We start from the raw sequence: 13,139 nt of genomic DNA on the forward strand, positions 1-13,139 counted from the left end.
GCCCTGACCGCGCCCACGGCACCCGCCCGCGGCCGGGCCCTGCGCTGGACCGCCGTCGGCGCGGCCGCGTTCGTCGTCGGCGGGGTGGCCGCCGCAGGCGTGCTGCTCGTGCACAAGGACGGCGGCAAGGACGGCGGGAAGGACGACCGCGCCACGCGGCAGTCCACCAGCCACGACCGCCGCCCGGACGCCCCGGCCCCGGCACCCGTCGCGTCGGGCGCCGCCGCCTCCGCGTCCCCCGCGCCGTCGGACTCCCCGTCCGCCGGCCCCACCGCCGGCGACACCCCGACCGCCGGCGCGGACACGCCGTCCGCCGGCCCCGGCAGCACCGACGTTCCCGCCGGGATCCGGACCGCCGCCCCCGGCGCGCACGAGCACGTGACGGACCCGAGCCGTCCCGCGCCGAAGTACTACGAACTGGCCACCGCCTCCGAGGGCTTCTCGTTCGCCGTCCCCGAGGGCTGGCGCCGCGAGGACAAGGGCAGCGGCCAGATCGACTGGCACGGCCCCACCGGGCCCGAGCACCTGCGCGTCGGCATCGTGAAGAAGGCGGACCAGTCGGCGTACGACCACTTCGGCGAGCTGGAGCGGACGGTGGCCAAGGAGGACGGTTACCGGCGGCTCCAGCTGACCCGCAACACCTTCAAGGGCCGCCCCGGCGCCCTGTGGGAGTGGACGTGGAACGACCACGGCCGCACCATGCACGCCGTCAACCAGGCGTACGTGGACGCCGCCGGGACCGAGTACGCCATCCTCTACCAGGGCCGTGACGGCATGGGCGACCCGGACGACTGGCACCGGACGTTCGACACCGCGCTGGAGCACTGGACGGCCGGCAAGGACTGAACCGGCAGGGACCGAACCGGCGAGGACCGAAGAGGACCGAAGAGGACCGAAGAGGACCGAAGAGGACCGAAGAGGACCGAAGAGGACCGACCGGACCCCGTAGGGGACATCCCGGGGCGTGGGGACGACGGCCGTCCCCACGCCCCGGCGCGCGTCCGGGACCGCCGCGCCCCCACACCCGCCCCACACCTGCCCCCGCTCCGGGCCCGGCCCACCGGCCACCCGGCCGCGTCCGGCTCCTAGACTCGTCGGAGACCGAGCAGTCCCCTCCACGCACCCCGAACGGGAGAGCCGACGTGACCGACGCCCCTGCCGAACACAGCGCCGATGTGATCGTGGTCGGGGCCGGCCCCGCCGGCTCCGCCACCGCGTACCACCTGGCCAGGACCGGCCTCGACGTCCTCCTCCTGGAGAAGACGGCCTTCCCGCGCGAGAAGGTCTGCGGCGACGGCCTCACCCCGCGCGCCACCAAGCAGCTCATCGCCATGGGCATCGACATCTCCGAAGAGGCCGGCTGGCTGCGCAACAAGGGCCTGCGGATCATCGCGGGCGGCAACCGGCTCCAGCTCGACTGGCCGGATCTCGCCTCGTTCCCCGACTACGGGCTGGTCCGCAAGCGCGACGACTTCGACGAGCAGCTGGCCCGGCAGGCGGTCAAGGCCGGTGCCCGGCTGTACGAGCGCTGCAACGTCGGCGCGCCGATCCTCGACCCGCGCACCGGCCGGGTCACCGGCGTGGAGGCCAAGCTCGGCGAGGAGAAGGCGCCGGTCACCTTCCACGCCCCGCTCGTCGTCGCCGCCGACGGCAACTCGACGCGCCTGTCCGTCGCCCTCGGCCTGCACCGCCGCGACGACCGGCCGATGGGCGTCGCCGTCCGCACGTACTTCACCTCCCCGCGCCACGACGACGACTACCTGGAGTCGTGGCTGGAGCTGTGGGACCGGCGCGGCGCCGAGGACCGGCTGCTGCCCGGCTACGGCTGGATCTTCGGCATGGGCGACGGCACCAGCAACGTCGGCCTCGGCGTCCTCAACACCTCCTCGTCCTTCAAGGAGCTGGACTGGCGCGAGGTGCTGAAGGCCTGGTGCGCCTCCATGCCGGAGGAGTGGGGCTACACCCCGGAGAACATGACGGGCCCGATCCGCGGCGCCGCCCTCCCGATGGCGTTCAACCGGCAACCGCACTACACGCGCGGCCTGTTGCTGGTGGGAGACGCGGGCGGGCTGGTGAACCCGTTCAACGGCGAAGGCATCGCCTATGCGATGGAATCCGGCCAAATCGCCGCCGAGGTCATCGTCCAGGCGCTCGGCCGGGCCACCCCCGCACAGCGCGAACTCGCCCTGCGGCGCTACCCGAAGGTGCTCAAGGACACATACGGCGGTTACTACACGCTCGGGCGCGCCTTCGTGAAACTCATCGGCAACCCTAAGATCATGAAGCTGGCCACCGAACGCGGCCTGACCCACCCGATGTTGATGAAGTTCACACTCAAGCTCCTTGCCAACCTGACGGATCCGACCCACGGCGACGCCATGGACCGGGTCATCAACGGCCTGAGCAGGATCGCACCCAAGGCCTGAGCAGGGCTCTTCGGGGCCCGACCAGCCGAACCGCCTTTCCGGAGCGCGGCGTTCCGGACCGCTGATTCTTTACGTGTCAGGGTCCGTGACGCCGCGTTCCTTTGGTATTAACCCGTTCGATACAGCTATTTCCCAACAGGTATTGACAATTGAGAGCTACGGACGAGTAGGGTCATACGTGCTCGGTGAAAGTGTTGTGGCTCTCCGTACAGGGAAAGGCTCGACTCCATGTCGCTCCGGAGCGGTGGCGAGGACCAGTTAGCGCGTAACCAGCAGGAGTTCGCGCGCCAGGCGAGTACGTTCGAGGACGCGCGGCTGAACACCGCGTTCACCATGCGGTTGCGGGAACTGGTCGAGTTCGCCGCCCCCCGGCCCGAGGACGTCTGTCTGGAGGTCGCCTGCGGCACGGGGCTCGTGTCCCGGGCCCTCGCCGGCCACGTCCGGCACGTCACGGCGCTGGACGCGACGCCCGAGATGCTTGCCACGGGCAAGCGCGAGGCCGACGCCGAGGGGCTGTCCCAGATCGTCTACCAGCAGGGCGACGCCGCCCGGCTGCCCTTCCTGGACGCCTCGTTCTCCCTGGTCGTCACCCGTTTCTCGCTCCACCACGTGGCCTCCCCGGAGGCCGTCGTCCGCGAGCTGGTACGGGTCTGCCGGCCCGGCGGGCGCATCCTCGTCGCCGACATGGTCCGCCGCCCCGAGCTGGGCGGCGACCCCGACCGGATCGAGCGGCTGCGCGACCCCTCGCACGGCGCCATGCTCACGGTCGACCGGATCACCGAGCTGTTCACCGACGCCGGCGCCGACGTCACCGCGTCGGAAGTCATCGACGTGCGGCGGCCGTTGGCGCCGTGGCTGGAACAGGCGCGCACGCCGGCGGAGATCGCCGAGCGCATCGAAAGCGAATTGGCCGCGGAATTGGCCGGCGGTCCGGTGTCCGGAATGCGTCCCGTCACTCTCGACGGCAGGTTGCATTACACCCAGAGCTGGCTGCAGCTCCTCGCGGTGCCCGACTGACCATCGGGCCACGGGCCACCGGATCGCCGGTTCACCGGCCCGCCGTGCCGCGTCGCGTCACGGCCCACCGACCAACGGAACGTGCTCCACATCGACCAGAGCCGGCGGACCGCCGCCGGTGCACTGCCGCCCGGGGTGGACCGGGCGGAACGGGGGAGACAGCACAGTGCCGCACACCGACATAGACCTCATGCCCGTCCATACCGGCAGCACGCCGTACGGCACCTGCTACCAGCAGTGCGTGGCGAACCTCGCCGCCTGGTACGGACTGCCCGACGCCGAGGACGTCCTCGTCACCACCTGGGGCTTCGGCTGGGACGGCGGAACCGTCCTGCGGGGCAGCGACCGCTGGGTGGCGGCGGCCGCCCGCCTCTACGGACTGCCGTTGCAGGAACGACGGTTCGGCTCCTACGAGGAGCTTCGCGCGCTGGAAGGCGCCGAGTTGACCGCGGGAAGTCCGCTCGCCGCGGCCGTCGACGCCTACTGGCTCCCCTCGGAGTACGAGGGCGTCGAGCACCTCGCCCACTGCGTCCTGCTCACCGGCCGGGACGCGGACGGGGTCACCCTCGTCGACCCCATGAACCGCCCGGAGCCCGTCCGGTACCCCGAGGAGCGCTGGCGGACGCTGCGCTCGGCCGACGCGGCCGACGGGTTCCGCACCTTCCTGCTGTCCGGCGGCCCCACCCGCAAGCCGACCGCGCAGGAGCTGGTGCGGGCCGTGAGCGAGGACCGGCAGGCGCACCACGAGCAGGACACCGCCGCCCTCGCGGCCTACATCGAGGCGTGTGACACGGCGGAGGCAGGCACCCTCGACGTGAGCGGCGCCGCCGCCGAGCGGCACTTCCTGAGCAAGCTCTTCCATCATGTGGCGCTCGACGTGCCGGAGTTGGTGCCTGTGGCCGCCGAGGCCGCGTCCCTCACCCGGCGCTGGTACCTGGTGCACACGCTGTCCCGCGAGTCCGGCGGATCGCCGGAGGGCCGGCGGCGCCTGGTCCGCATGCTGCGCGACCTCCAGGGCCGCGAGCAGCGGCTGGCGGCCCACGCCGACGAAGCCGTCGCCGCCATGGCCGCGTAGCGCCGCGCCTTTCCCACTCTCCCACCTTTTGCTTCGCGCACTCGCGCATCAGCACTCTCTGTAAGGCTAGGAGTACTTCCCGTGCCCGAAAGCGCAACACCCTGCGAGCACGCCGTCCGTGAGGCGCTCGCCCAGCACTCCGACCTCGGCGCCGCCGCGCACGACCTGCCTGCCGACGGCGACCTCTACGCCGCCGGCCTCACGTCGCTGGCCTCGGTGCGGGTGATGCTCGCCCTGGAGGAGCGGCTCTCGGTCGAGATCCCCGAGGAGCGCATCGGCCGCGCCCTTTTCTCGTCCATCGCCCACCTCACCGGCGTCCTCGCCGAGTTGACCGGCGACCGCGACCAGGCCGGCGGCCGCGACCAGGCCGTGGGGGCCGGCCGATGACCGCCGCTTCCGTCGAGCGCACCGTCCTGACGGAGCGTCAGGCGCTCGACGCGGCCGTCCAGGTGGCGAAGGCGGCGGCCGAGCACGCCGCCGCCACCGACCGCGACGCGGTCTTCCCCGCCGTCGGCGTCGCCGCGCTCCGCGAGCACGGCCTGCTGTCCGCCGCCGTCCCCAAGGAGTACGGCGGCCACGGCCTCGACCCGCGCACCCTGACCCGGATCGGCGCCCGGCTGGCCGGCGGCTGCGCCGCCACCGCCATGATCTGGGCGATGCACCAGCTCCAGGTGGCCTGCCTGGCCCGCGGCGCCGCGTCCTCGCCCGAGATCGCGACGGCCCTGGCGGACATCGCCGAGCGGCAGCTGCTGATCGCCTCGATCACCTCCGAGGTGGGCGTGGGCGGCGACATGCGGCGCAGCGTCGCCGCCGTGCAGCCGGCCGACGACGGCACGGTCCGGCTGACGAAGAAGGCCACCACCGTCTCGTACGGCGAGCACGCCGACGGCTTCCTCGTCACCGCCCGCTCCGGCCCCGACGCGGCCCCGACCGACCAGGTCGCGGTGCTCGTCATGGCCGAGCACGCCGAGCTGGAGCGGACCGGCGACTGGAACCCGCTGGGCATGCGCGGCACGTGCAGCCCGCCGTTCACGATGAGCGCGACCGTGCCCGCCGGCATGGTGGTGCCCGAGCCGTTCGGGGAGACCGCCACCCGCTGCATGGTGCCGCTCTCGCACCTGCTGTGGTCGGGCGTCTGGACGGGCGTCGCCGCGGACGCGGTGCGCCGCGCGGTGGCGTACTCGAAGATCCGGATGCGCGCCCAGCTGAAGGCCGGGCGCACACAGGACGACCCGCGCCTCGGCCGGGCCTACGCCGACCTGCGGGTGCTCCAGGACACGGTGGCGCGGTTCGCCGACGACTACGCCGTGTGGGACGCCGCCCAGGACGCGGACACCACCGCCATGACCGTCCGGGCCAACGCGCTGAAGACCGGCGTGTCGGTGGACGCGGTGCGGGTGGTCGAGCAGGCGCTGGAGATCTGCGGGATGGCGGGCTACAGCGAGTCCGGCCCGTACTCCGTCGCCCGGCACCTGCGGGACCTCTACTCCGCCCGCCTGATGATCGCCAACGGCCGCCTTGAGCTGGCCAATTCGGAACTGCTGCTTCTCACGGGGGACCTGATACAGGAATGACCGGCAATGACACCACGGCGGCCCGCGCCGCCGACGACCTGACGGCCGGCGGCTGGGCGCTGCCCGCCGGCGCGGTGGGGACCCACCGCTTCACACCGAAGTTCGAGGCGGTGATCGCCGGCCTCCAGACCCGGCTGACCGCCCTGGGCGGCACCGAGGGGCCGGTCTGGCACCCGCCCGTGCTCTCCCGCTCCCTGATCGACCGCGCCGAGTACGCCGAGTCGTTCCCGCACCTGCTGGGCTCGGTGAACGCCATGGCCTCGGCGAACGCCCCGGAGGGTGACGCCGACGGCGTCGTCCTGGCGCCCGCCGCCTGCTACCCGGTCTACACCGGGCTCGCGGACGGCACGGTCGAGGAGCAGGCCCACTTCGACGTGGCCGGCTACTGCTACCGGCACGAGGCCACCAGCGAGCTCGGCCGGTTCCGCACCTTCCGGATGCGCGAGTTCGTCACCGTCGGCGCGGACGAGCCCGTGACCGCCTGGCGGGACGGCTGGATCGAGCGGGGGCAGAAGCTCTTCGCCGAGCTCGGCGTGGCCGTCGACATCGTCTCGGCCACCGACCCGTTCTTCGGCCCCGGCGGCCGCTTCATGCGCGCCAGCCAGCTGGAGCAGGACCTCAAGTTCGAGTTCGTGGCCAAGGTGTCCCCCGAGGACCCCGGCACGGCCATCGCCTCCGCCAACTGCCACAAGGACCACCTGGGCGCCCGGTTCGCCGTCCGGCTGCCCGGCGGCGAGACCGCCCACAGCGCCTGCGCCGCCTTCGGCCTGGAGCGCATCGCGCTCGCGCTGATCAACGCCCACGGTGACGACCTCAACGACTGGCCCGCGCTCGCCGCGGCCCTGCCCACCCCCGGGAGCCCGGCATGACGCACGTCCCCCACCACCTGGTCACCGGCGCCACCGGTTTCGTCGGCGGCGCCCTCGTCCTCGAACTCCTCGCCCGGACCGACGCCGAGATCCACTGCGTCGTCCGGCCGCGCAAGGACCTCTCCGCCGAGGAGCGGCTGCGCGCCGCGCTGACCACGGCCGCCGCCTCGTACGGCATCACGGACCTCGACGAGGCCATCGCCACCCGCTGCCACCCCGTGGAGGGCGACCTGACCGCCGAGGCGTGCGGCGTCGACGCTGCCGCGCTGCCCGAGGTCGAGCAGGTCTGGCACGTCGCCGCCTCGCTCGCCTACGAGGAGCACCGCCGCGAGGAGATCCTCCGCGACAACCTCGGCGGCACCCAGCACGTCCTGGAGCTGGCCCGGGCCCTGAAGGCCCCGACGTTCAACTACGTCTCGACGGCCTACGTGGCCGGCGACCGCACCGGCTTCATCCCGGCCGAGCGGGTCGGCGACGGCGTGGTCAGCAACAACGCCTACGAGCACAGCAAGATCCAGGCCGAGCGGGCGGTGTACGCGGCCGGCTTCGAGCGCACCCGCATCTTCCGTCCCAGCATCGTCATCGGCCACAGCCGCACCTTCGCGGCGACCAGCTTCACCGGCCTCTACGGCTTCGTGAAGGGTCTCCAGAAGGCCCGCTCCGAGGTCCGCGCCACCCTCGGCGACATGCTGGTCTTCCGCCCGCTGCGGCTCCGCGCCACCGAGGATGCGCTGGTCAACTTCATCCCCGTCGACCTCGTCGTCTCGGCGGCCGTCGGCGTGGCCCTGGAGGACGGCCCGACGGACGTCTACCACCTGGCCAACACCGAGCAGCCGGCCGTGGGGACGACCCTCGCGGAGCTCTGCGACCAGCTCGCCATCAAGCACCCGGTCTACGTCGACACCACCGACGAGTTCACGCTCATCGACGAACGGGTCGACGAGCGCGTCGAGTTCTACCGCTCGTACGTCAACGGCACCAAGGACTTCGACGTCGCGAGCGTCGAGAAGCTGCTGGGCGAGGGCGTCCTGAGTCACCCGCTGCCGCAGGAGCACCTCGCCGAGTACATCAGCTGGTACCTGGAGCACCACCGCGCCAAGAACAAGAAGGGGACGAACGCGTGAAGCGCGAAGGCATCGAGTCCTGGGACCTCGCCTACGACGGCAAGCAGGACCTCCACGAGACGGAGGACGGCTGCAAGCTGTACTACGAGGTGCGCGGCGAGAGCGGCCCGGTGGTCACCTTCGTCTCCACCATCTACGTGGTCAGCACGGCCTGGCGGAACTTCACCGGCGGCCTCGTCGACAACCACCGGCTGCTCACCTACGACCTGCGCAACCAGGGCGCCTCGGAGAGCAAGCCGGCCGACTTCGCCCGGCACGCCGACGACCTGCGGTCGCTGCTGGACGGGCTGGGGATCGAGAAGACGTACCTCGTCGGCACCTCCATCTCCACCCTCATCTGCCGTGACTTCGCCGTCGCGCACCCCGACCGGGTGGCCGGCCTGATCCTCGTCGGCCCGCCGCTCAGCCCGAAGGGCTCGTCGCGCCGCCGCCGAATCGCCAAGTCCTGGCTGAACGCGCTGGAGACGGGCGGGCCGCGGGCCCTGTTCGACCTCATCTACCCGCTGGTCTTCGGCGAGAAGGCCATCGCCGAGGGCGGCTCCGGCGCCTACCTGGCCCTCCGCGAGCGCTTCCTCGCCATGAACTCCACCGCCCAGCTCGCCGCCAACCTGCGCGAGGCGCTGGAGGCCGACGACAAGGCGGAGCTGCTGGAGCGGATCCCCGCGCCGACGCTGCTGCTCAGCGGCGACGACGACTTCTCGACGACGGAGTCCACGCTGCGGAACGTCGCGGGGCTGCTCCAGAGCGCCGCCGTCGAGATCATCGAGGAGTGCGGGCACCTGCCGTACTTCGAGCGGCCGGCGGAGTTCCAGGACGCGATCGCCCGCTTCGTGGCGTCCGTCGAGGGCGGCGGATTCCCGGAGACGTTCGTGCCGCGGGCGGCTGGAGTGCTCGTATGACGGACGACATCCTGCGGCGGCTGGTCGCCCTGCTGGAGCGCGTCGCCGCCGTCGAACTGGACGGCCGGCCGGTCACCGAGACGGGTCCGGACTCGCTCCGGGCCCTCGGGCTGACCTCGGTGCGGCTGATGGAGTTCCTGGTCGCGGTCGAGGACGAGTTCGACCTGATCTGGGACGACGACGTGGAGGAGTCGGTGATCGGGTCGCTGGAGGGGATGGCTCGGTACATCGCGGAGGGGGCGGCGGTGCGCGCCGGCTGAGCCGGGTTTTTCCCCAGTCCCGCCCCTTCGCCGCTTCCTGGGGCTGTGCCCCAGGCCCCCCTTGTCGCGGCTTCGCCGCTCGTTCTCAAACGCCGGACGGGCTGGATAGCCAGCCCGTCCGGGGGCGGGGCCTCGCCCCCCACAGCAACGTTCACTCACGGACACAGGTGGACCCATGACCACAGAGACCTCGCAAACCGCGCGCATACGCCCCAAGTTCCTCACCGAATACGCCCCCACCCGCTACCGCAAACGCCTCACCCCCTTCTCCCGAGTCCCCATCACCGGCCGCATCGGCGAGGTCTGGCACCTCGCCGCCCAGCGCCACCCCCGCAACCCGGTCATCGTCGACCGCGCCCCCGACGTCGACCGCGAGGGCCCGCTGGAGCGCAGCTACCTGCAGTGGGCCGCGCTCGTCGACGACCTCGCGTCGCGGCTGCACGCGCTGGGCGTACGGGAGTGGGACCGCGTCGCCGTCGTGAAGCGCAACCACCTCGACGTCGCCCTGCTCGCCTCCGCCGCGGCCCGCATCGGCGCCGTGCCCGCGCTGATCACGGACCACCACGACGCGCGCACCCTCGCGGTGATGCTCGGCCGGCTGGAGAAGCCGTTCCTGGTCACGGACCGGCAGGCGCTGGAGCGGATGGGTCTCGACAAGGAGACCGTCGCCGAGCTCACCGAGAAGACGGCCGTCGTCGACGACGCCCCCGAGGACCGTCCCGACGTCGTCTCCTTCGACGGGCTGCGCGGCGGTGCCGTCGTCGAGCCGCGGCTCCGCGCCTGGGAGGAGCCGATGGTCATCACCCACACCTCGGGCACCACCGGCGTCCCCAAGCTCGTGCTGCACTCGGCCGAGTCGCTGTACTCGCTGGGCCTGGTCGAGGCCGAGCGGTGGCCGTTCTTCCGGCTGCGGGACGACGACACCGTCGCGTTCTGCGAGCCGTACTCGCACCAGCGCATCATCACCGGACTGCTGCCGCTGGCGACCGTCGCGCCGAAGCTCGTCATGATGTCCGACCCGCTGTCGCCGGTCGTCCGCGAGCTGCTCGTCGAGCACAAGCCGACGCTCGTCGAGACGCTGCCCAACGCCTTCCTCGCCTGGGAGGAGCTGGCCCAGGACCCGGCGAAGCCGTTCCAGAACGTGCGGGTGTTCGTCAACTCCTTCGACGCCATCCACACCCGCACCGTGCGCACCTTCCTCGCCGCGACCGGGCGGAAGCTGCCGGTCTGGGTGCAGTCCTGGAGCCAGACCGAGGCCGGCGCGGTGGCCATCCGCCCGTACGTGCGCGGTTCGGTCAAGCGGCGTGGCCACCGGCCGCCGCCCACCCAGGTCCTCGGCTGGCCCGTCCCCGGCTTCGGCAAGGTGCGCGCCGTCGACCCGGACACCGGCATCCCGGTGCGCCGCGGCGAGGTCGGCCTGATCCAGTTCTCCGCGCCGGGCCGCTGCCTCACCTACGTCGGCGAGCAGGAGCGGCACGACCTCAAGCGCGAGGGCAACTGGTGGAACCTCGGCGACATGGCGGTGATCAACCGCATCGGCGCCGTCCGGCTGATCGACCGCGAGGTCGACCGGATCCCCGGCGCCAGCGCCCTGGAGATCGAGGACGTGCTGCTGGACCGGCTGCCCCGGACCACCGAGGTGATCATCCTGGCCGTCGCGGGCGGCAAGCCGCAGCCCGTGTACAGCTCCCAGTTCGACCAGCCGGTGACCGAGGCGCAGTGGCGCGCGGCCACCGCGGACCTGCCGGAGATGGCCGAGCCCATCCACATCCGGTGGGACGAGTTCCCCCGAACCGCCACGTGGAAGGTGCGCCGCGTCATGCTCCGCGAGCAGCTGCTCAAGGACGCCGACGGCATCGGTTACGGCACCTGGACGTAGCGGCCACGTCAACCGGCCGCGAGGGCGCGGCGCACGGGACGCCTCAGGGCGCTTCCGCGCGCCGTGCCGTCCGGCCGGCCGACCCGCTGAGAGGAAACATGACAACGTCTTCCCAGACCGAGAGCGGCGGTACGGCACCAGGGTCACCGGAGGCCGGGCACCCCCGCCGCTGGCTGATCGTCGGCACGATGTCGCTGTGCATGTTCATCGCCGTCATGGACAACACCGTCCTGACCGTGGCGCTGGCCTCCATCCAGAAGGACCTGGAGGCTTCCAACGCCTCGCTCCAGTGGTCGATGGACGCCTACACGCTCACCTTCGCGGCCCTGCTGCTCACCGCCGGACTGCTCGGCGACCGCTTCGGGCGGCGCAAGGTGCTGGTCGCCGGGCTGGTGTTCTTCGCCGTGGTCTCCGCCTTCGGCGCGTGGTCCGGGAGCGCGGGCCAGCTCATCGGCTGGCGCGCCGCGATGGGCGTCGGCGCCGCGGTGGTACCCGGCTGCACCATGGCCGTGATCACCACCGCCGTGCCGCGGCACGAGCGGGCCAAGGCGATCGGCCTCTGGTCGGCCGCCGCCGGCGTCGGCATCGCCGCCGGGCCGATCATCGGCGGCGCCCTGCTGGAGCACTTCTGGTGGGGCTCCGCCCTGCTGGTGAACGTGCCGTTCGTGCTGGTCGCGATCGGCCTGATCGTCTTCTGCGTGCCGGAGAACCGCGGCGGCAACAGCACCGCCCGGATCGACCTCCCCGGCGTCCTGCTCTCCACGGCGGCCACCGGCGCCCTGGTGTTCGGCATCATCGAGGGCGGCGAACGCTCCACCCTCGCGGATGCGGTCGTCTGGGTGCCGCTGGTCGCGAGCGTCGTCCTCTACGCCGTCCTGGCGAAGGTGGAACAGCGGGCCGCCAACCCGGCCGTCGACCTCGGGCTGCTGCGCAGGCCGCGGTTCGCGGCGGGCTCCGGGGCGCTCGCGGTCATCTTCTTCACCGCGATGGGCGCCAGCTTCGTCGTCGTCTTCTACCTCCAGATCCTGCGCGGCTACAGCCCGTTGGACTCCGGTCTGCTGATGCTGCCGCTCGCCGTCGGCTCGATGATCAGCGCGGGCGTGAGCGACGCCCTCGTGAAGCGGATCGGCGCCGCCTCCGCCATCGCGGCGGGCGCGGTGCTGATGTCCGTCGGGCTGGGGATGATCGGCCTGCTCGGCGCGTCGACGCCCATCTGGCGGTTCGGCGCGGCCCAGTTCGTCGGCGGACTCGGCTTCGGCCTGGCCTTCTCCGCGGCGATGGCGGCGACCGTCGCCCTGGTGCCGGAGGAGAAGGCGGGCGCCGGCAGCGCGCTCGCCAACACCGCGCGGCACGTCGGCAGTGCTCTGGGCATCGCCGTGCTGGGCGCGGTCCTCGGCGCGGTGTACCGCCACAAGCTCGGCGACGCCACCGACCCGCTGCCCGCCTCCGTACGCGACCAGGCCGGGGACTCCCTCGGCAGCACGGCGGGCGCGCTGCGGGAGGTGGCCGAGCGGGCGAGGGAGCTCCAGGGCGCCCGGGACGCGGCGTCGCAGGCGGAGCTCAAGGAGCTGCTGCCGGCCGTCCGGTCGGCCCGGTCCATCCTCGACCAGGCGGCGGACGCGTTCCTCGGCGCCCTGCAGACCACCATGTGGGTGACGTCCGGGGTCGGCCTGCTCTCGGCCGTCGTCGCGCTGGTGTGGCTGCGCGGCGGGCCGGCGGCGGTCGCCGGGGAGGCGGGTCCCGGGCAGGGCGGTTCGGCCGGGTCGGCCGGGTCGGCCGGTTCGGCTGGTTCGGCCGGTTCGGCTGGTTCGGCCGGTTCGGCCGGTTCGTCCGGCGAGGGCGGTGAGTCCGCCGCGTCCGCCACTGCCGCGGGGGACACGCCGGCCGGCTGACGGAACCGGGGCCGGGGGCGATCATCCCCGGCCCCACACCCTTCACCAGCCTCGCCCTGCACCCTTCAGCAGCCTCGTCCCGCCCCACACCCCTCACCAGCCCCTTGCCCCGCGGGTCCGACCG

General features: G+C 72.7%; 12 protein-coding genes. All 12 read left to right on the plus strand.

What is annotated here, in order from left to right; genetic code table 11:
• A partial coding sequence (locus tag JNW98_RS26165) for a serine/threonine kinase C-terminal domain-containing protein (protein ID WP_504755363.1) occupies nt 1-846 on the plus strand: 846 nt, incomplete at its 5' end.
• Nucleotides 847-1,142: 296 nt separating this feature from the next.
• Nucleotides 1,143-2,426, plus strand: a complete 1,284-nt coding sequence (locus tag JNW98_RS26170; protein WP_223770760.1) for a geranylgeranyl reductase family protein — start codon at nt 1,143-1,145, stop codon at nt 2,424-2,426.
• Nucleotides 2,427-2,654: 228 nt separating this feature from the next.
• Nucleotides 2,655-3,443: a class I SAM-dependent methyltransferase gene (locus JNW98_RS26175; protein WP_223770761.1), complete on the plus strand. Its 789-nt coding sequence runs from the start codon at nt 2,655-2,657 to the stop codon at nt 3,441-3,443.
• Nucleotides 3,444-3,633: 190 nt separating this feature from the next.
• On the plus strand, nt 3,634-4,518 hold the full coding sequence (locus JNW98_RS26180; protein ID WP_223770762.1) for a cysteine peptidase family C39 domain-containing protein: 885 nt from the start codon (nt 3,634-3,636) through the stop codon (nt 4,516-4,518).
• A gap of 81 nt (nt 4,519-4,599) precedes the next feature.
• A complete protein-coding gene (locus JNW98_RS26185) occupies nt 4,600-4,905 on the plus strand; it encodes an acyl carrier protein (protein WP_223770763.1) in 306 nt (101 codons plus the stop codon).
• Nucleotides 4,902-6,092: an acyl-CoA dehydrogenase family protein gene (locus tag JNW98_RS26190; protein ID WP_223770764.1), complete on the plus strand. Its 1,191-nt coding sequence runs from the start codon at nt 4,902-4,904 to the stop codon at nt 6,090-6,092. The genes JNW98_RS26185 and JNW98_RS26190 overlap by 4 nt, the downstream gene beginning before the upstream one ends.
• Nucleotides 6,089-6,961, plus strand: a complete 873-nt coding sequence (locus tag JNW98_RS26195) for a class-II aminoacyl-tRNA synthetase family protein (protein WP_223770765.1) — start codon at nt 6,089-6,091, stop codon at nt 6,959-6,961. The genes JNW98_RS26190 and JNW98_RS26195 overlap by 4 nt, the downstream gene beginning before the upstream one ends.
• Complete coding sequence (locus tag JNW98_RS26200) at nt 6,958-8,085, plus strand: SDR family oxidoreductase (protein ID WP_223770766.1); 1,128 nt, start codon at nt 6,958-6,960, stop codon at nt 8,083-8,085. Before JNW98_RS26195 ends, JNW98_RS26200 begins: the two co-directional genes overlap by 4 nt.
• A complete protein-coding gene (locus JNW98_RS26205; RefSeq protein WP_223770767.1) occupies nt 8,082-8,984 on the plus strand; it encodes an alpha/beta fold hydrolase in 903 nt (300 codons plus the stop codon). The genes JNW98_RS26200 and JNW98_RS26205 overlap by 4 nt, the downstream gene beginning before the upstream one ends.
• Entirely contained in the window at nt 8,981-9,244 is a 264-nt protein-coding gene (locus tag JNW98_RS26210; protein ID WP_223770768.1) for a phosphopantetheine-binding protein, read from the plus strand. The genes JNW98_RS26205 and JNW98_RS26210 overlap by 4 nt, the downstream gene beginning before the upstream one ends.
• A gap of 175 nt (nt 9,245-9,419) precedes the next feature.
• The gene (locus JNW98_RS26215) at nt 9,420-11,123 is read left to right on the plus strand and encodes a class I adenylate-forming enzyme family protein (RefSeq protein ID WP_223770769.1); all 1,704 of its coding nucleotides are present in this window, start codon (nt 9,420-9,422) and stop codon (nt 11,121-11,123) included.
• A gap of 98 nt (nt 11,124-11,221) precedes the next feature.
• Nucleotides 11,222-13,015, plus strand: a complete 1,794-nt coding sequence (locus tag JNW98_RS26220; protein ID WP_223770770.1) for an MFS transporter — start codon at nt 11,222-11,224, stop codon at nt 13,013-13,015.
• The last annotated feature ends 124 nt before the right edge of the window (nt 13,016-13,139 follow it).

This window comes from Streptomyces huiliensis (assembly GCF_020037025.1).
Lineage (GTDB): Bacteria > Actinomycetota > Actinomycetes > Streptomycetales > Streptomycetaceae > Streptomyces > Streptomyces huiliensis.

Bases quoted from the DNA above. Each gene is read 5' to 3' on its own strand.
- JNW98_RS26175 (WP_223770761.1), top strand. From the start codon at position 2,655: ATGTCGCTCCGGAGCGGTGGCGAGGACCAGTTAGCGCGTAACCAGCAG.
- JNW98_RS26180 (WP_223770762.1), top strand. From the start codon at position 3,634: ATGCCCGTCCATACCGGCAGCACGCCGTACGGCACCTGCTACCAGCAG.
- JNW98_RS26190 (WP_223770764.1), top strand. From the start codon at position 4,902: ATGACCGCCGCTTCCGTCGAGCGCACCGTCCTGACGGAGCGTCAGGCG.
- JNW98_RS26195 (WP_223770765.1), top strand. From the start codon at position 6,089: ATGACCGGCAATGACACCACGGCGGCCCGCGCCGCCGACGACCTGACG.
- JNW98_RS26200 (WP_223770766.1), top strand. From the start codon at position 6,958: ATGACGCACGTCCCCCACCACCTGGTCACCGGCGCCACCGGTTTCGTC.
- JNW98_RS26210 (WP_223770768.1), top strand. From the start codon at position 8,981: ATGACGGACGACATCCTGCGGCGGCTGGTCGCCCTGCTGGAGCGCGTC.
- JNW98_RS26215 (WP_223770769.1), top strand. From the start codon at position 9,420: ATGACCACAGAGACCTCGCAAACCGCGCGCATACGCCCCAAGTTCCTC.
- JNW98_RS26220 (WP_223770770.1), top strand. From the start codon at position 11,222: ATGACAACGTCTTCCCAGACCGAGAGCGGCGGTACGGCACCAGGGTCA.